The organism is Janthinobacterium rivuli, from assembly GCF_009208735.1.
Classification (GTDB): Bacteria; Pseudomonadota; Gammaproteobacteria; order Burkholderiales; family Burkholderiaceae_D; genus Janthinobacterium.
Genome location: NZ_WFLJ01000011.1, coordinates 166470 through 183836, shown reverse-complemented (window position 1 = coordinate 183836; position 17367 = coordinate 166470). Strand labels below are relative to the sequence as shown.

Here is a 17367-nt window from a genome sequence, read left to right as displayed (position 1 = left end):
CATGACCACGACCAATCGGCCACACGCCACTGACGGCCGCCGCGACAGCATCCATCAATTGCCGTGAAATGCCACCAAAATATGCCTGTTTTCAACTTGATGACCACGATCAGCGCAGCCACCATGGCTCAGGATCATCCGTCATCGTTCATGGAGACAGTTCATCATGAAATACAATCCCCCTTCGAACCAATCGCCCTTTGCCCCCTCGGTGTATCCAGCCTTTGGTCAGCGGGCAATTATCAGCGGCATCAAGCGCCAGCGTCAGGCTGCTCAGAAAGCCAGCCGATCACCCCGCGCAGCACGGACGCTTACCGAGAGCGACCTCAGGATACCTGGCCGGGTCCTCATTAAACGCCGCCAGCTTTTGCAAAAAGTGCCGCTATGCGAGCGGACCATCCTGAACCTTGAAAAACGAGGGCAGTTTCCACGGCGCTTTAGCATCACCTCGCGTTTGGTCGCCTGGGATCTCAAGGAAGTGGACGCATGGATCGCAGAACAGCAAACGGCGGCACGCCTGCCTGCGGTGCCGCAAGCACACCCTGTGCAACGCAAAGCGCTCAGGTAGTCTCTCACTCTTTCAGCTTTGTCCAGGCGTCGATCATGTCTGCCCACTCCTGCAGCATGGTTCGGCGCTGCACCGAATACTCAGCCTTGTTGTACACGGCTCGCACGCCCCTCTGCTCGTGGGCAAGACATTTTTCGATCCAATCGGTGTTGTAGCCGGCTTCGTGCAGCAGGGTCGATGCTGTTCGCCGCAAATCGTGCGGCGAAAAATCGGCCAGTTGTTTCCCGCCGTCTCGTGCCGTGGCGCAGACCGACTCCAAGATGCGATTGAGCGACGCACGATTCATCGGCACATCAGGGTCATATCGCGATGGCAAAATATAGTCGGATGTGCCGGCACAGGTACGCAACGCAACGAACATATCCAATGCCTGGCGAGACAGGTAGACGTTGTGGGGGTTGCGGCGCTTCATACGTCGGGCCGGAATAGTCCATAGCGCATCGGTAAAGTTGACCTCACTCCATGTTGCCTCCGTCAGTTCGGATTTGCGTACCATCGTGAGCAATAATAATTTGCAAGCCAGGCGCAAGGTCGGTGCGCACTGCACGTATTCGATATATTCGTAGAACAACGCGATCTCTTCGGCCCCCAATGCCCGGTCGCGCGGCTCAAATACGGCAATGGATGAGGGAGCGACCAGATCGGCCGGGTTGACTATCTGTTGTCCTCGTTGTTCCGCATACTTGAAGACCAGTTTAACGATATCGCGCGCATGCACGGCCGTCGCAGGGGCGCCACGTGCGAGGATGGCGTCGCATACGGAACGCAACTCGTTGTGCGTAATTTCATGCAGCAAGAGATTGCCAAATGGGCGTTTCAGATCGCGTTCGTACACTGCGCGCCGCATGTCCCGCGTCGACTCCGCCATTTTGTACTTAACTAGCCAACGCTCCGCCCAGACGCTGAATGGTTCTCCAGTGGCCAACTGATGGCGCGATTGGGCTTTGAGGCGCGACGGGGACTTGCCTTCTGATTGCGCTTTCTTCGCTTCCCGCAAGCGCTCCCTCGCCTCCTGCAAACTCAAGCCACCGGCCCCGTAGCGTCCGAGCACCAAGGTTTCGTATCGGCCATTGACGCGGTAGTTATAGCGAAACGAGATCGTGCCACTGGGGAGAACCGTCGCATACATGCCATCACGATCCGGCACCTTGTAGGCCTTCTCTGCTGGTTTCAGATTCTTCAATTTCGTATCGGTCAGCATAGGCTCCTCCCATTCATACAAAGTCTGTATCGGCACCGGATATATTTCAAACAATCAATCACTTAGCACGAAAAAAAAGTGACATCTGCTGCTACTCACGAGGTCCAGATACCCTCGCCGCGACGAGCGCTCCGGGATTCAATAAATGCCTTTAAAATCAACACCTTAACCAAATAAGTACCCTCACCGATACCCTCGCCGTGCAAAATGGGCTGTAGGAACCAAATGTGACATATTCCAGGCAGCAAGTTGAGTACCCATAACCATACCCACAAAAAAACGGGCTTGGCTCTGCCCTGGGTTGCTTGCGTTTGCCAGACAAAATAAAAAAAGCCCCTGAAAAATCAGGGGCTTAGCTGTTTCATTGACCCGGCGTTACCTTACGGTGCCGGACGGGAGATTATTCCCATTCGATGGTCGCCGGCGGTTTGCCCGAGATATCGTAGACGACGCGGTTGATGCCGCGCACTTCATTGATGATGCGATTGGAGACCTTGCCAAGCAAGCTGTGCGGCAAGTGCGCCCAATGGGCCGTCATGAAGTCCTGCGTCTGCACGGCGCGCAGGGCCACCACGTATTCGTAGGTGCGGCCGTCGCCCATCACGCCCACCGACTTGACGGGCAGGAAGACGGCAAACGCCTGGCTCGTCGCTTCGTACCAGTTCGCGGGCAGCGCGTCCGGGTCGACGGCCTGGCCGGCGACGAATTCGTACGGCGTGTTGCGCAGTTCTTCGATGAAGATGGCATCGGCGCGGCGCAGCAGGTCGGCGTAGTCTTTCTTGACTTCGCCGAGGATGCGCACGCCCAGGCCCGGGCCCGGGAATGGGTGACGGTAGACCATGTCATGCGGCAAGCCCAGGGCCACGCCCAGCTTGCGCACTTCGTCCTTGAACAGTTCGCGCAAGGGTTCGAGCAACTTGAGCTTCATGGTGTCCGGCAAGCCGCCCACGTTGTGGTGGCTCTTGATGGTCTGACCCTTTTTACCCTTGCCGGCCGATTCGATCACGTCCGGATAGATCGTGCCTTGCGCCAGCCATTTGGCGTTGACCAGCTTGCCCGACTCGACCTGGAACACTTCGACGAATTCGCGGCCGATGATCTTGCGCTTCTGCTCGGGGTCGGTGACGCCGGCCAGGTGGCCCATGAACTGGTCTTCCGCATCGACGCGGATAACTTTCACGCCCAGGTTCTTGGCAAACATGTCCATCACCATCTTGCCTTCGTCCAGGCGCAGCAGGCCATGGTCGACGAAGACGCAGGTCAGCTGGTCGCCGATGGCGCGGTGGATCAGGGCAGCGGCCACGGACGAATCGACGCCGCCGGACAGGCCCAGGATGACGTCGTCGGTGCCGACTTGCGCGCGGATTTTTTCCACCGCTTCGCTGATATAGTCGGGCATGTTCCAGTCCGACTTGCAGCCGCAGATTTCATGCACGAAACGACCGAGCATGGCCTTGCCCTGCACCGTGTGCGTCACTTCCGGGTGGAATTGCACGCCGTAGAACTGGCGCTCTTCGTCGGCCATGGCGGCGATCGGGCAGCTCGGGGTGTTGCCCATCAACTTGAAGCCTGGCGGCATTTCCAGCACCTTGTCGCCATGGCTCATCCACACTTTCAGCATGCCGTGGCCTTCGTCGGTGACGAAGTCGGCGATACCGTTGAGCAGCTTGGTGTGGCTGCGGGCGCGCACTTCGGCGTAGCCGAATTCGCGCACCAGGCCGTTTTCCACCTTGCCGCCCAGCTGGGCCGCCATGGTTTGCATGCCGTAGCAGATGCCCAGCACGGGCACGCCCAGCTCGAACACGGCTTGCGGCGCGCGCGGCGAGTCGCCGTCCAGGGTGGAATTGTGGCTGCCCGACAGGATCACGCCGGCGGCGCCATAGTTGCGCACGAATTCGTCGCTGACGTCATACGGGAAGACTTCGGAAAACACGCCGGAATCGCGCACGCGGCGGGCGATCAACTGGGTGACTTGGGAACCGAAATCGAGAATGAGGATTTTAGAATGCATGGTCGGAGCTTTATTCAGGGTCAATTGCAAAACCGGCGCACTGGGCGCCGGTCTGGACTTTCGTTACCGCTTACTCGGAGCGATAATTTGGCGCTTCTTTCGTGATCTGCACATCATGGACATGCGACTCGCGCATGCCGGCCGAGGTGATTTCCACGAATTCCGCTTTTTCGCGCAATTCGTCGATGGTGGCGCAACCGCAGTAACCCATCGATTGACGCACGCCACCCACCAACTGGAAGATGATCGCCAGCACGCTGCCCTTGTAGGCGACGCGGCCTTCGATACCTTCGGGCACGAACTTGTCGGCCTTCATGGTGGCGTCCTGGAAATAACGGTCAGCCGAACCATCGGACATCGCGCCCAGCGAACCCATGCCGCGGTACGATTTGTAGCTGCGGCCCTGGTACAGGATCACTTCGCCCGGTGCTTCTTCCGTACCGGCAAACATTGAACCCATCATGACGGTCGAGGCGCCAGCGGCCAGCGCTTTCGAGATGTCGCCCGAGAAGCGGATACCGCCGTCGGCGATACATGGCACGCCCGTGCCGGCCAAGGCTTCGGCCACGTTCGAGATGGCCGTGATTTGCGGCACGCCCACACCGGCGACGATACGCGTGGTGCAGATCGAGCCAGGACCGATGCCGACCTTGACGGCATCGGCGCCGTATTCCACCAGCGCCTTGGCGGCGGCGGCGGTGGCGATGTTGCCGCCAATCACTTCCACTTGCGGGTACTTGGTCTTGATCCAGCGTACGCGGTCGAGGATGCCTTGCGAGTGGCCGTGGGCCGTGTCGACCACCAGCACGTCGACACCGGCGGCGACCAGCAGGTCGATGCGCTCTTCATCCTTGGCACCGACGCCGACGGCGGCGCCGACCAGCAGCTTGCCCTGGCTGTCTTTCGACGCGAACGGGTGGGAAGTCGACTTCTGGATATCCTTGACGGTGATCAGGCCGCGCAATTCGAAGGCGTCGTTGACGACCAGCACGCGCTCGAGGCGGTGCTTGTTCATCAGGCGCTTGGCTTCGGCCGTATCGGCATCTTCGTTGACGACCACGAGTTTTTCGCGCGGGGTCATCTTGGCGGAGGCTTCCGCGTCGAGTTCCTTTTCAAAGCGCAAATCGCGGTTGGTGATGATGCCGACGACTTCCTTGCCCTTGACGACCGGGAAACCGCTGATGCCGTATTGTTCCGTCAGCGCGATCACGTCGCGGATTTTCATGTCCGGCGGAATCGTGATCGGATCACGCAGCACGCCAGCTTCGAAACGCTTTACGCGGGCCACTTCACGCGCCTGGTCCTTCGGATTCAAATTCTTGTGGATGATGCCGATGCCACCCTCTTGTGCCATCGCGATCGCCAGACGGGCTTCCGTCACCGTATCCATGGCTGCGGACAGCAAGGGAATATTCAGGGTGATATTGCGGGTCAGGCGAGTTTTGAGGGACGTATCGGCGGGCAGAACGTTGGAGTAGGCTGGGACGAGCAGCACATCATCGAATGTGAGTGCTTTTTGAAGTAGACGCATAGCATTTCCTATTGGCGCAAAAGCAGATTATACAGAAAAAAGCGCCCTCCGTCCTTGCAGCATAGAAAAGATATTTGAAAATAGCAAAAAAATGGCGCGCGCCAGGCAGCGTCGCGCCACCGCCCTGCCCGCTCAGCCCTTCGCTGGCTTGCCGCTGGCACGGCGCCGGCGCGCCTCCTTCGGGTCCGCTTGCAAGGGACGATAGACTTCCACCCGGTCATGCTGGCGCAATACGGTATCGAGCGGCTTGCGCTTGCCATAGATGCCGACCATGTTCACGGCCAGGTCGATGCCGGGGACGGCCTGCAGCAAGCCGCTCTGCGCCACCGCTTGCTCGATGGTGGTGCCTGCAGGTACGTGCAGGGAGCGCAGGAACGCGCTGTCCGGCAGCGCGTAGCAAACCTGCACCGCGATGTCCGCTTCAGCCATAAACAGTCTCCGCGCGCTTGCAGAAGGAATCGACCATGCTGTTGGCGATCATGCCGAAGACGGGACCGATGATCTGCTCGAGCACGCGGCTGGAAAACTCGTAATGCAGGTCCAGTTCGATCTTGCACGCATCTTCGCGCAGGGCCTTGAAGGTCCACACGCCGTCGAGGGTCTTGAAAGGACCGTCCACCAGCTTCATCTTGATGGAAGTCGGCGGCACGTTCTCGTTGGACGTGGTGAAGCTTTGGCGCACGCCGTGGTAATGTATGCCCACGCTGGCGACAACCGTGTTCTCGCCCCGCTCGCGAACCTCCACCGCGCCGCACCAGGGCAGGAATTTGGGATAATCCTCCACCGCCGCCACCAGCGCGAACATTTGTTCGGCGCTATAGCCGAGAAAAACTGATTTATGTACTACTGCCATTGAAGAACCATTTGCTATGATGTTGGATACATTTGATTTTATCGCGCTTGCGCGAGACAGTAGTTTAACCGACCCGCGCACATTTACCATCTCATGACCATAGCAGACAACAGAAAAGCCTTCCACGACTACTTTATCGAGGATCGCTACGAAGCCGGCATCGTGCTGGAAGGCTGGGAAGTCAAAGCCATCCGCGACGCCCGCGTACAAATCAAGGAAGCCTACGTCGTCGTCCGCGGTGATGAACTCTTCCTGTTCGGCGCGCATATCAGCGCCCTGCCGACCGCCTCGACCCATATCCATCCGGAAGCCGTGCGCACGCGCAAGCTGCTGCTGCACCGCGCGGAAATGGATAAACTGATCGGCAAGGTGGAACGCTCCGGCTATACGCTGGTGCCGCTCAACCTGCACTACAAGGGCGGCCGCGTGAAATGCGAAATTGGCTTGGCCAAGGGCAAGAAGCAGCACGACAAGCGGGCAGCGGAACGCGACCGCGACGGCGCGCGCGAAGTGCAGGCGGCCATGAAGTCGCACCGCCGTTGATCCGGCACCACGCGCAGCATGCTGCGCCGATACCCTCAAGCCCGGCTATATGCCGGGTTTTATTTGGCTCTGTCATCGGCAAATAGGGGAAATGCCGGAATCTTCCGTTGGCTGTGCGGTCTGACTCTGCATACCCACCACACAGGGAGCAGATCATGCGGCCAGCCGAATGGATCAGCTTTATCGCGCAGTTTGCGCAGTTGAACCGGCGCCAGCGGCAGGCAGGCATGGCCCTGCTGCGTGGCAACACGCCACTCGACGCGACCGTCGCGCTGCTGGAGGACGTGGCGCAGTCGCGCTTGGCCTGTCCCGCCTGCCACTCGCCGCACCTGCATCGGCATGGCCATGCACACGGCTTGCAGCGCTACCGCTGCGTGCCTTGCGGGCGCACCTTCAATGCCTTGACGGGGACGCCGCTGGCCCGCCTGCGCCATAAATCGCTGTGGCTCGATTATGCCGACTGCCTGCTCGATTCCCGGTCGGTACGCCAGGCGGCCAGCCAATTGGGCGTGCACCGCAACACCACGTTTCGCTGGCGCCACCGATTTTTATCGTTGGCAAAAACGGACCGGCCGCATGGCCTGCATGGCATCGCCGAGGCCGACGAGTTATATGTGCTGGAGTCGGAAAAGGGATCCAGGCAAATGACGCGTCCGGCCCGCCGCCGGGGTGGCCATGCCCACCAACGCGGCATTTCCAATGAACAGGTCTGCATCCTGGTGGCGCGCGACCGCACGGGCCAGACCCTCGATTTCGTCACGGGCAAAGGCGCGCTGACGAAGGCGCAACTGCACCGCTGTTTGTTGCCTGTCATCGACAAGGATATCCTGCTGGTCACGGATGGCCATGCCGCCTACCGGGCGTTTGCGCGGGAGGCGGGCCTCAGCCACGAGGCCCTCAACTTGCGCGCCGACATCCGCGTGCGCGGTGCCGCGCATGTGCAGAACGTCAATGCGTATCACAGCCGCCTGCGCGAATGGCTAAGGCCGTTTCACGGCGTGGCCACGCGCTACCTGCCAAACTACCTGGGATGGCGCTGGATACTCGACGCCAAGCGCATCCGTTCACCCGAAACGTTATTGAAAGCAACGATGGGAGCGTTCCCACATCTGACGGTGACATAGCCCTTTATTTTGCCGGCGCCTGCGCAAATGGAAAAGCACGGCGCGACGGAATAAAACAGGGAAAAGAAAAGATACGGCGGAAATAAGACGGGTATTGGTGAAAATACCGTGGAGATAAGCGAATGAATCAGCTTTGCCTGTCTGGCCAAAGACGATAATGCAGGATAGTTCCGGATGCTTGCATGCTGCCTTGTACTACACCTGTACCACTCCACAGGACAAGCATCCGAATGAACGGTTATTTAAACCTTCAGGATCATACCTTCAGCAGATCACGCGACTTGCCCGAATCGGTCCACTCTTTGACCCATTTCGGTTGACGGCCACGGCCAGTCCATTGTTGCGTCGCATCATCCGGATTGCGATAGCGTACCGCGACCGTGCCGGTTTTAGCGCGGATACCCGTACCAACCAGATCTTTCACGGAAACGCCTACGCTCTGGGCGATGGCCAGGATTTGCTCGCGCGCCTTGGACAGATCGTCCTGTTCGCGTTTCTTCATTTGCTTCTTGATGTCGTCCTGCAAGGTGCGCAGTTCGGACAGGGATAAGCTGGACAGATCCATGATATTTCCTTGTGTGAGTTGAAAAATATAACTGAACAGTTAAATTCTATCCAATTGTAACGCGAGTGCGGTGATTTTTCTTGAGATTTGATTGTTTTTTACAATTCTTTTACCAAAAGCCCGACTTCCCCGACCTTCAGATGATGCAAGCCTTCAATCCAGGGAGCGGACCTCGCGCTGGAACGACCGCCTGCGCCGACTTCCCCACCTCGTGTGATCGCGATTCAATGCAACACCACTGATGGTATTTATTCTGCAGTATTTTTTGTTTCATTGCAATTTATAGCAATTAAAAATGGCAATTCAAAATATACAGGGGAGCAATACCATCGCCAATTATGCAGCGACTCCACAAACACCCCCCTGGTATCAGGCGCGGATATCGGTGCAAGCATCGCCACGCATATGCAGCAGATTCTACTTCATTCAAATAGATAAACGTCGCACGACAGCATATAATCCCGAAAGTGCGCACAGCATAGCATAAAGAAAAGATTTTCAACATTACTGGCTCACGCGCAGATACGCGAGCCCTGCCGCCGGCATATATTCCAACAGCGCAAATGAAAACTGCCCGCGATACGGCGGGCAGTTTTGACGGCAAACTTGCTATGCGTTTGCTATTCACCCGGCAATCAGGGAATCGCCACGCCGCCTTTCGGCTTCTGCGTTTTCACCACCTGCATCGCCGTGGCGATCAAACCGCTCATATCACCCAGATTGGCCGGCACGATAATCGAGTTATTTGTTTTCGCCAATTGCGCGAACGCGCCCACATACTGCTCGGCCACTTTCAGGTTGACGGCATCTTCCCCGCCCGGTTCGCGAATGGCGGCGCCCACCTGGCGCAGCGCTTCCGCACTGGCCTGCGCCAGCGCGACGATAGCCGTGGCCTGGCCTTCGGCCCGGTTGATCGATGCCTGCTTCTCGCCTTCCGAGCGGGCGATGGCCGCTTCGCGCTCGCCGCTGGCGATATTGATCTGTTCCTGCTTGCGCCCTTCCGAGGCGGCAATCAGCGCGCGCTTTTCGCGCTCGGCCGTAATCTGTGCCTGCATCGCATGCAGGATTTCCTTGGGCGGCGTCAAATCCTTGATTTCATAGCGCAATACCTTGACGCCCCAATTCGCCGCCGATTCATCGATGGCATTCACGATCGCCGTATTGATATGGTCGCGTTCTTCAAATGTCTTGTCGAGTTCCATTTTACCGATCACCGAACGCAAGGTCGTTTGCGCCAGTTGCGTAATGGCGGCAATATAATTCGACGAGCCATACGACGCACGCATGGCGTCGGTAATCTGGAAATACAGAATGCCATCGACCTGCAATTGCGTATTGTCGCGCGTAATGCATACCTGCGGCGGTACGTCGAGCGGAATCTCCTTGAGCACATGCTTGTAGGCGATGCGATCGACAAAAGGCACGACAATATTCAGGCCAGGGCCCAATACCGCATGGAATTTACCCAGACGCTCCACCACCCAGGCATGCTGCTGCGGCACCACATTGACCGTCTTGAAGACAAATACCAATGCCAGCAACAACAAGATCAGCGACACGCTTCCAATGCTTACTTCCATAATCTACTCTCCAGGTTATCCAACGATCAAACGGCTGCCACGCACGGCACGAATGGTGTAATGACCGGCCTGCGTATCGCTGCCGGGAATCAGTTCCACATCCCACAAGGCACCGCGGTACATAACGCGTGCCGCGCCATCGACCCAATGCGCGACCGCCACGCTTTGGCCGATATCGAGATTCACATTCGGATCCTGCGCCGCATCGCGCCGCGCCGCTTTGCCAAAACGGCTGCGCCGCAATAACAGCGTGGCCGCCACGCCGACAATGGCCGCCGCCAGGGCTTGCCAACCGCCATTGCCGCCCGCCAGCGCCACCAATCCTCCGGCACTCATGCCGATGGAGATCATCAGCAAATAGAACGTGCCTGTAAACAATTCCAGGATCAATACCGCGCCAGCCGCCACAAACCAGCCTACCCATTCAGCCATGATGCCTCCATCTTTGCGAATCCGAAAATAAAAAACCCCGCGGCCTATATAAGCGACGGGGTTTAATGCGTATGACTGCCTGATATTATTCTTGCCAAACACCTATATACAAGCAGTCTAACGCAATTCCTGATGGCGTCAATAGCCGGGGGCGAATTAACGCCGCCAGTTTATTCTTCCAGCAGGCTGCGCAGCATCCACGCCGTCTTTTCATGCAAATCCAGGCGCTGCGTGATCAGGTCGGCCGTCGGCTGGTCATTGGCTTTTTCCAGCAGCGGGAACAGGCGGCGCGCCGTGCGCGCGGTCGCTTCCTGTGCCGACACCAGATGGCTGACCATGTCCAGCGCCGGCGGTACGCCGTCGATTTCCTTGATCGAGGCCAGCTTGACGAATTCCTTGTAGGTGCCCGGCGCAGGATAGCCAAGGGCGCGGATGCGCTCGGCGATCAGGTCCAGCGCGGCCCACTGTTCCGTATATTGCGTCATGAACATCAGGTGCAAGGTGTTGAACATCGGCCCCTTGACGTTCCAGTGAAAATTGTGGGTCATCAAGTACAAGGTGTAGCTGTCGGCCAGCAGGCCGGACAGGCCTTCCGCGATCTTCGCGCGGTCCGCCTCGGAAATGCCGATGTCAATCTTTGCCACTTTGCTCGGTTTCTTGCTTGCCATGAGAACTCCCGTTTCAATGTATTGGTGGAATCATTTTAGCTGATCTGGCGCAAGCCCATCAAATACTGCCGTGCGCCGCATGACAGGCGTAAAAAAACCCGCTGCCGGGTGAGCGGCAGCGGGTTTTCAGAGGGCGATACAGCTGCTTACGCTTTCAGCGCGGCCAGCTTTTGCCAGGTGTCGATCACCGAGTCCGGATTCAGGGACATCGATTCGATGCCCTGCTCCATCAGCCAGACGGCGAAGTCCGGATGGTCGGAAGGACCCTGGCCGCAGATGCCGATGTACTTGCCACGCGCCAGGCAAGCCTTGATGGCCAGGGCCAGCAGGGCTTTCACGGCAGGATCGCGCTCGTCGAAGTCGGCGGCCAGCAATTCCATGCCGGAATCGCGGTCCAGGCCCAGGGTCAGCTGGGTCAGGTCGTTCGAACCGATCGAGAAGCCGTCGAAATGGTCGAGGAACTGGTCGGCCAGGATGGCGTTCGACGGCACTTCGCACATCATGATGACGCGCAGGTCGTTCTCGCCGCGCTTCAAGCCGTTTTTCGCCAGCAAGTCGATGACTTTCTCGGCCTGGCCCAGGGTGCGCACGAATGGCACCATGATTTCCACGTTCGTCAGGCCCATGTCATTGCGCACGCGCTTCATCGCTTCGCATTCCATGTTGAACGCTTCGGAGAAGTCGGCCGACAGGTAGCGCGCCGCGCCGCGGAAGCCCAGCATCGGGTTTTCTTCGTCCGGCTCGTAGCGCGAACCGCCGATCAGCTTCTTGTACTCGTTCGACTTGAAGTCGGACAGGCGCACGATGACTTTTTTCGGCCAGAACGCGGCGGCGATGGTGGCGATGCCTTCGGCCAGCTTGTCGATGTAGAACGCTTTTGGCGAGGCATGGCCGCGCGCCACCGATTCCACGGCCTTTTTCAGGTCGGCGTCGATGTTCGGGTATTCGAGGATCGCGCGCGGATGCACACCAATATTGTTATTGATGATGAATTCCAGGCGCGCCAGGCCCACGCCCGCATTCGGCACGGACTGGAAGTCGAACGCCAGTTGCGGATTGCCCACGTTGAGCATGATCTTGGTGTCGAGCTTCGGCAATTCGCCGCGCGACACTTCCGACACTTCCGTTTCCAGCAAGCCATCGTATATCTTGCCTTCGTCGCCTTCGGAGCACACCACGGTGACGAAGGTGCCGTCTTTCAGCACGTCGGTGGCGTCGCCGCAGCCGACGACGGCAGGCACGCCCAGTTCACGCGCGATAATTGCAGCGTGGCAAGTACGACCGCCACGGTTGGTGACGATGGCCGACGCGCGCTTCATGACCGGTTCCCAGTTCGGGTCCGTCATGTCGGCAACGAGCACGTCGCCTGGCTGCACGCGTTCCATGTCGGCCGGGTCGTGGATCACGCGCACGGGGCCGGCGCCGATCTTCTGGCCGATGGCGCGGCCGGACGTCAGCACGGTGCCGGTGCTTTTCAGCTTGAAGCGCTCCTGCACGTCGGTCGCCTTTTGCTGCGACTTGACGGTTTCAGGACGCGCCTGCAGGATGTACAGCTTGCCGTCGCGGCCATCCTTGCCCCACTCGATGTCCATCGGACGGCCGTAGTGGTTCTCGATGATGACGGCGTATTTGGCCAGTTCCACCACTTCGCTGTCGTTCAGCGAGTAGCGGTTGCGCATTTCGACGGGCACGTCGACGGTTTTCACGGAACGGCCGGCTTTCGCTTCGTTCGTAAATTCCATCTTCAGCAGTTTCGAGCCGATATTGCGGCGGATCACAGGCGACTTGCCTTTTTCCAGCATCGGCTTGTGCACATAGAATTCGTCGGGATTGACGGCGCCCTGCACCACGGTTTCGCCCAGGCCATAGCTGGAGGTGACGAAGACCACGTCCTTGAAGCCCGATTCCGTATCGATGGTGAACATCACGCCGGCCGCGCCCAGGTCGGAACGCACCATGCGCTGCACGCCGGCCGACAAGGCCACTTCAGCGTGCGTGAAACCCTTGTGCACGCGATACGAGATGGCGCGGTCGTTGTAGAGCGACGCGAACACCTGTTTCATGGCCTCGAGCACGTTGTCGATGCCGACCACGTTCAGGAAGGTTTCTTGCTGACCAGCAAAAGACGCGTCCGGCAAGTCTTCCGCCGTGGCGGAGGAACGCACGGCAAACGACATTTCGGTGTCGGAGTCGGCCACCAGCTTGGCGTAGAACTGGTCGATTTCGGCGGCCAGGCGCGGCTGGAATGGTGTTTCCACGATCCATTGACGGATCTCGGCGCCGGCTTGCGCCAGCGCGCGCACGTCATCGATGTTCAGCCCTTCGAGGCGCTGGGCGATGCGTTCGGCCAGCGGCAAGCCGCCGTTGGCGCTGTACGACAGGAAGTCGCGGAAAGCCTGCGCCGTGGTGGCAAAGCCACCGGGCACGCGCACGCCGGCTTCCGCCAGCTGGCTGATCATTTCGCCCAGGGAGGCGTTCTTGCCGCCGACGGATTCGACATCCGTCATGCGCAAATGCTCGAACGAGGCGACGTACACCGCGTCCTTTTCTTCCTGCTGTTGCGATACTGCGTTGGTCATAATGACACCCTTACTGATGATAGAAATCTTTACGCGAGGCGCACAGACAGTCTTCTTGTTATTCTTGGCGTCGTGCAGCACAATCATACCGTTGCAGCCATTTTACCTTGTGCGGCGCAAATTGACGACGCACAATCTTGATCCGAAAACCCATGACACAAGAACCACGCCCTCCTCTGCCCTCCGCGGCCCGCACCGTCTTCTTCGTTTCCGACGGCACCGGCATCACCGCCGAGACCTTCGGCCACTCGGTGCTGACGCAGTTCGATCTGCGCTTCCGGCAGATCCGCCTGCCCTTCATCGACACCATGGACAAGGCCTACGAGGCGGCGCGCAAGATCAACGAAGCCTTCGCCAGCGACGGCCAGCGCCCGATCATTTTCTCCACCCTGGTGAAGAACGACCTGTCGGCCGTGATCCGCAAGTCCAGCGGCATGCACATGGACCTGATCCAGACCTTCGTCGCCCCGCTGGAGCAGGAACTGGGCGTGATGTCGACCCATACCATCGGGCGCTCGCACAACATCGTCGACAGCGAGGAATACAAGAACCGCATCGAGGCGATCAACTATTCGCTGGCGCACGACGATGGCCAGTCGCACAAGAACCTGTCCTCGGCCGATGTCATTCTGGTGGGTGTTTCGCGCTCTGGCAAGACCCCGACCAGCCTGTATCTGGCCATGCAATACGGGATCAAGGCGGCCAATTATCCGCTGATTCCCGACGATTTCGAGCGCGACAAGCTGCCATCGGCCCTGCTGGAATTTAAGAATAAAATTTTTGGATTAAGCATTACGCCCGAACGTTTGTCGGAAATACGCAACGAAAGACGCGCCGGAAGCAAGTATGCGGCCATCGAAAACTGCCGTTACGAGGTCAACGAGGCGGAAAAGATGATGAAACGCGAAGGTATCCGCTGGCTGTCGTCGACCACCAAGTCGATCGAAGAGATCTCCACGACGATCCTCCAGGAAATCAAGCCGAACCGCCGCGAGTACTAGAACACCGGACCAGACCTGCTGCGCGTGCGCGCGCGACGGTTTTGTCAGGCGTTCGTTTCGCTCGAAAGCACCGTCAGCGCGGCGACCAGCTGATCGAGTTCGCTGGTCTGCGTCGTGATGGCCAGCGTGGCGCGCACGACGTCGGTATCGCCGATATTGCGCTCCACCGTGAAGATGCCAAAGCGCTGCAGCAAGGCTTGCTGCAGCGCGCGTGCGTCCATGCCGTCGACGGCAAAGGCCACCAGCGCCGTGCCGCGCCTGGCGTCGAGCGGGGACAAGATGCGCACGCCGGGCAGGTGCGCGGCGCGGCTGACCCAGTAGTCGCGCAGCCAGGCCAGGCGCTCCCTCTTGGCCCGCGTGCCGCCCAGGCGCGCATGGAAGTCCAACGCGGCAGGCGCGGCCAGGATGGCGCCGATCGGCGGCATGCCCATGTGCAGGCGGCCGCGGATATCATCCAATGGATAATCCTCGTCGCCCAAATGCGGCTCGATCTTGTGCAGCTGCGAGGCGCGGATATACACGACACCGAGTCCCGCCGGCGCCCCCAGCCATTTATGCAGATTGAAACCGGCGAAATCGACGCCCATGGCCTGCACGTCCACGTCGACCTGTCCCAGCGCATGGGCGCTGTCGAGCAGCACGTCGATGCCGTGTACGCGCGCCAGCGCCATGATCTCCCGCACCGGCAGTTGCTGGCCGTTGGCCGGCGTCACCTGCGACAGCAGCAGCAACTTGGGCTGGACGGCCTGGCGCATGGCTTGCGCGTAACGGGCGACGATCTCGTCATCGCTGATGGGCAGGCGCAATGTAACTTGCGTGCTGGTGACGCCACGGCGCTGCGCCAGCCAGCGCATGGCCGTGCGCATGGCCGGATAGTCGAGATTACTCCACAGCACGGTATCACCGGGCGCCAGGCCGTGGTATTGCGCGATCAGCAGCTGCATGGATTCGGTGCCGCTGCGGGTCAGCAATATCTCGTGCGGCTGCGCCTGGATCAGCGCGGCGACGCGCTGGCGCAGGATATCCACATGCGTGCGCGTGAATTCGCCGCGCACGAAAGGACTCAGCTGTTCATTCGTGTAGCGCACGGCCTGCTCGAAGGCGGCTTGCACGGGCGCGGCCATGGCGCCGAAATAGCCATGTTCGAGATTGACGATGGCGTCCGGCGGCGCGGGATACAAGGTGGCCACCTGGCGCCACCAGGCTTCGTCACGTGCGGCGCCGTCGGCCAGCGGAGGGATGGACATGGCTACCCTGTTCAGGCCTGGCCCTGGCGCAGCTGCTCGAAGAAGCAGACGGCGGCGCAGGCGGCCACGTTCAGCGATTCGATCTGGCCCAGGTGGGGAATGACCACCTGGTGCGTCGCCATCGACAGCAAGTCGTCGGCCACGCCCTGCCCTTCATGGCCGAACAGCCAGGCGACCGGTTGGCGCAGGTCGACATCGTACAGCTGCTGCGTGGCGTAGCCGCTGGTGGCGAGCGTCGCCACCTTCGCGTCGGCAACCAGCGCCGCCAGGTCGACGTTTTCAAAGATGTCGAGCACGAAGTGCGCGCCCATCGCCGCGCGCAGCACTTTCGGCGACCAGCAGAATGCCGTGCCGGCGCTGCAGTACACCTGCGTGATGCCGGCGGCCGCGGCGCTGCGCAGGATGGAGCCCACGTTGCCCGGGTCTTGCAGGTTATCGAGCAGCACGGCCGACACGCTCAGCGGCTGCGTGACGGCCCGTTCCGGCGTCTCGATGAGGAACATCACGCCCACGCCGTGCTCGACCTGGCTGACCGCGTTGTACAGCGCGTCGGGCAAGCCCAGTACGTGCGCGCGCTGGCTTTCCAGCTGGCCGACGATGTCCGCCACTTCCGGATTGCGCAAGGCGCTTTCGCTGACGATGCACTGCTCCGGCATGCCGCGCAGCTGCAGGTAGGACACGCACAGGTGCACGCCGTCGAGCAGGGTGCGGCCCGACTTGCGGCGCGCCTGCGAACTGCCCGCCAGTTTCAGCAGATCCTTGTATTGCGCGTTATCGCGCGAGGTGATCGTCTTCATGCCACCACCTCTTGTCCGCCAAACAGGGCGATCACGTTGCGCACTGGCGCGAACGAGCGGCGGTGCACGGGCGAGGCGCCGTGCAGGTGCAGGCGCTCCAGGTGCAATTTGGTGCCATAGCCCTTGTGCTGGTCGAAGCAGTATTCGGGATAGGCCGCATGCAGGTGCACCAGGGCCGCGTCGCGCGCCGTCTTGGCCAGGATCGAGGCGGCGGATATCGAATCGACCTTGTCGTCGCCGCCGATGATGGCCATGCCGCGTATCGGCATCACGGGACAGCGGTTGCCGTCGATCAGGGCCAGGGTCGGCACGGTGGCCAACGCCTCGACGGCGCGGCGCATGGCCAGCATCGACGCCTGCAGAATGTTCAGGCGGTCGATTTCCTCTTCCGACGCTTCGGCGATGGCCCAGGCCAGGGCCTTGGCCTTGATCTGCGGCGCCAGCAGGTCGCGCTTGGCTTCGGTGAGTTTTTTCGAATCGCGCAAGCCGTCGATGGGCTGGTTCGGGTCGAGGATCACGGCGGCGGCGAACACGGGGCCGGCCAGCGGACCGCGGCCTGCCTCGTCGACGCCGCAGACGATTTCATCGAGCGAGAATGGCAAGTCGTCAAACAGGCCGGGATAGATATTTTTCACGTTGAATCTTTGGTTGGTACTGCGGTTGAAGC

Annotated in this window: 17 protein-coding genes; 4 read left to right on the top strand and 13 right to left on the bottom strand. The window is 60.0% G+C overall.

The window, feature by feature from the left end:
* The first annotated feature begins 166 nt into the window (after positions 1 to 166).
* Positions 167 to 568 (top strand): helix-turn-helix transcriptional regulator, encoded by a 402-nt coding sequence (locus GCN78_RS16665; protein WP_152252681.1) that lies wholly within the window; start codon positions 167 to 169, stop codon positions 566 to 568.
* A 4-nt stretch (positions 569 to 572) separates the two neighbouring features.
* Here GCN78_RS16665 and GCN78_RS16660 read toward each other — a convergent pair whose 3' ends face one another.
* The 5 genes from GCN78_RS16660 to GCN78_RS16640 form a co-directional block, all read right to left on the bottom strand.
* Entirely contained in the window at positions 573 to 1769 is a 1197-nt protein-coding gene (locus tag GCN78_RS16660) for a tyrosine-type recombinase/integrase (protein WP_152252680.1), read from the bottom strand.
* A gap of 400 nt (positions 1770 to 2169) precedes the next feature.
* Positions 2170 to 3780, bottom strand: coding sequence for a glutamine-hydrolyzing GMP synthase (gene guaA, locus GCN78_RS16655; RefSeq protein ID WP_152252679.1), 1611 nt, complete (start codon positions 3778 to 3780; stop codon positions 2170 to 2172).
* A 70-nt stretch (positions 3781 to 3850) separates the two neighbouring features.
* On the bottom strand, positions 3851 to 5311 hold the full coding sequence (gene guaB, locus GCN78_RS16650; protein ID WP_152252678.1) for an IMP dehydrogenase: 1461 nt from the start codon (positions 5309 to 5311) through the stop codon (positions 3851 to 3853).
* Positions 5312 to 5443: 132 nt separating this feature from the next.
* The gene (locus GCN78_RS16645) at positions 5444 to 5740 is read right to left on the bottom strand and encodes an RnfH family protein (protein WP_152252677.1); all 297 of its coding nucleotides are present in this window, start codon (positions 5738 to 5740) and stop codon (positions 5444 to 5446) included.
* Positions 5733 to 6164: a type II toxin-antitoxin system RatA family toxin gene (locus tag GCN78_RS16640; RefSeq protein ID WP_071077738.1), complete on the bottom strand. Its 432-nt coding sequence runs from the start codon at positions 6162 to 6164 to the stop codon at positions 5733 to 5735. The genes GCN78_RS16645 and GCN78_RS16640 overlap by 8 nt, the downstream gene beginning before the upstream one ends.
* A gap of 93 nt (positions 6165 to 6257) precedes the next feature.
* Here GCN78_RS16640 and smpB point away from each other — a divergent pair, with 93 nt between their 5' ends.
* On the top strand, positions 6258 to 6707 hold the full coding sequence (smpB, locus tag GCN78_RS16635; protein WP_034784131.1) for an SsrA-binding protein SmpB: 450 nt from the start codon (positions 6258 to 6260) through the stop codon (positions 6705 to 6707).
* A 155-nt stretch (positions 6708 to 6862) separates the two neighbouring features.
* Complete coding sequence (locus GCN78_RS16630) at positions 6863 to 7831, top strand: IS1595 family transposase (protein ID WP_152252676.1); 969 nt, start codon at positions 6863 to 6865, stop codon at positions 7829 to 7831.
* A gap of 256 nt (positions 7832 to 8087) precedes the next feature.
* On the opposite strand, the gene GCN78_RS16625 is transcribed toward GCN78_RS16630, so the two are convergent.
* From GCN78_RS16625 to ppsA, 5 genes are all read right to left on the bottom strand, one after another.
* Positions 8088 to 8396, bottom strand: a complete 309-nt coding sequence (locus GCN78_RS16625; RefSeq protein ID WP_010397665.1) for an H-NS histone family protein — start codon at positions 8394 to 8396, stop codon at positions 8088 to 8090.
* A 635-nt stretch (positions 8397 to 9031) separates the two neighbouring features.
* The gene (locus GCN78_RS16620) at positions 9032 to 9976 is read right to left on the bottom strand and encodes an SPFH domain-containing protein (protein WP_034752220.1); all 945 of its coding nucleotides are present in this window, start codon (positions 9974 to 9976) and stop codon (positions 9032 to 9034) included.
* 15 nt (positions 9977 to 9991) lie between these two features.
* Positions 9992 to 10408 (bottom strand): NfeD family protein, encoded by a 417-nt coding sequence (locus tag GCN78_RS16615; protein WP_152252763.1) that lies wholly within the window; start codon positions 10406 to 10408, stop codon positions 9992 to 9994.
* A gap of 170 nt (positions 10409 to 10578) precedes the next feature.
* A complete protein-coding gene (locus GCN78_RS16610; protein ID WP_034752224.1) occupies positions 10579 to 11076 on the bottom strand; it encodes a Dps family protein in 498 nt (165 codons plus the stop codon).
* A gap of 146 nt (positions 11077 to 11222) precedes the next feature.
* A complete protein-coding gene (ppsA, locus tag GCN78_RS16605; protein ID WP_152252675.1) occupies positions 11223 to 13655 on the bottom strand; it encodes a phosphoenolpyruvate synthase in 2433 nt (810 codons plus the stop codon).
* A gap of 152 nt (positions 13656 to 13807) precedes the next feature.
* Between ppsA and ppsR the strand changes: the two genes are divergently transcribed.
* Positions 13808 to 14656 (top strand): posphoenolpyruvate synthetase regulatory kinase/phosphorylase PpsR, encoded by an 849-nt coding sequence (gene ppsR / locus GCN78_RS16600; RefSeq protein ID WP_131686007.1) that lies wholly within the window; start codon positions 13808 to 13810, stop codon positions 14654 to 14656.
* A 44-nt stretch (positions 14657 to 14700) separates the two neighbouring features.
* Here ppsR and GCN78_RS16595 read toward each other — a convergent pair whose 3' ends face one another.
* From GCN78_RS16595 to rnhB, 3 genes are read right to left on the bottom strand one after another with little or no spacing between them, the layout of a single operon-like run.
* The gene (locus GCN78_RS16595; RefSeq protein WP_152252674.1) at positions 14701 to 15903 is read right to left on the bottom strand and encodes an aminotransferase class V-fold PLP-dependent enzyme; all 1203 of its coding nucleotides are present in this window, start codon (positions 15901 to 15903) and stop codon (positions 14701 to 14703) included.
* Positions 15904 to 15914: 11 nt separating this feature from the next.
* On the bottom strand, positions 15915 to 16700 hold the full coding sequence (locus tag GCN78_RS16590; RefSeq protein WP_152252673.1) for a TrmH family RNA methyltransferase: 786 nt from the start codon (positions 16698 to 16700) through the stop codon (positions 15915 to 15917).
* Entirely contained in the window at positions 16697 to 17335 is a 639-nt protein-coding gene (rnhB, locus tag GCN78_RS16585) for a ribonuclease HII (RefSeq protein ID WP_152252672.1), read from the bottom strand. Before rnhB ends, GCN78_RS16590 begins: the two co-directional genes overlap by 4 nt.
* Between the last annotated feature and the right edge of the window lie 32 nt (positions 17336 to 17367).